Genomic DNA, 525 nt, shown 5'->3' with positions numbered 1-525 from the left:
ATCAATAAAATGGCTTTGTGGGAGTGGGACATAGAACAAACCAAAACGAATGCGACAACCATATTGTTTTGGGAAGAGTTTTATCAAGCAAAGCAATTCGAGCTCACTTTACCATTGCCATCGGATCGTCGTTTGGCTTCATTTCGAAACGCGATGACAAAAGACGGATTCATTGCTCCTGATCTCAACCATTTATCGAAAACAATCGGGGCAAGCAGTAAGACAATTACAAGACTGTTTAAGTCCGAAACAGGCATGTCTTATCAAGATTGGCGCCAGCAATGGCGATTGTTAAAGGCAATAGAGCTGTTGTGTGAGGAGAGACAAGTCAGTGATGTTGCCCATTGCTTAGAGTTTTCATCAGACAGCGCATTCATTGCGTTCTTTAAAAAACAAACGGGACAAACACCACTGAGCTTTATGAAGCATCGAACCTTACTGTAAGGTCAGCAGTTGGACAATTTACTGTTTTTGATCGACCAGGATCAACTCATCTAGCACAAAGCCTTTCTCTTTGGCGACTCA

1 protein-coding gene is annotated in these 525 nt (G+C 42.3%); it reads left to right on the top strand.

What is annotated here, in order from left to right:
- A partial coding sequence (locus R7093_RS27890) for an AraC family transcriptional regulator (protein WP_318098933.1) occupies positions 1–444 on the top strand: 444 nt, incomplete at its 5' end.
- Between the last annotated feature and the right edge of the window lie 81 nt (positions 445–525).

This window comes from Vibrio sp. 1580 (genome assembly GCF_033340055.1).
The sequence above is the reverse complement of the archived record's forward strand: the minus strand, read 5'-3'. Positions and strand labels throughout refer to the sequence as shown.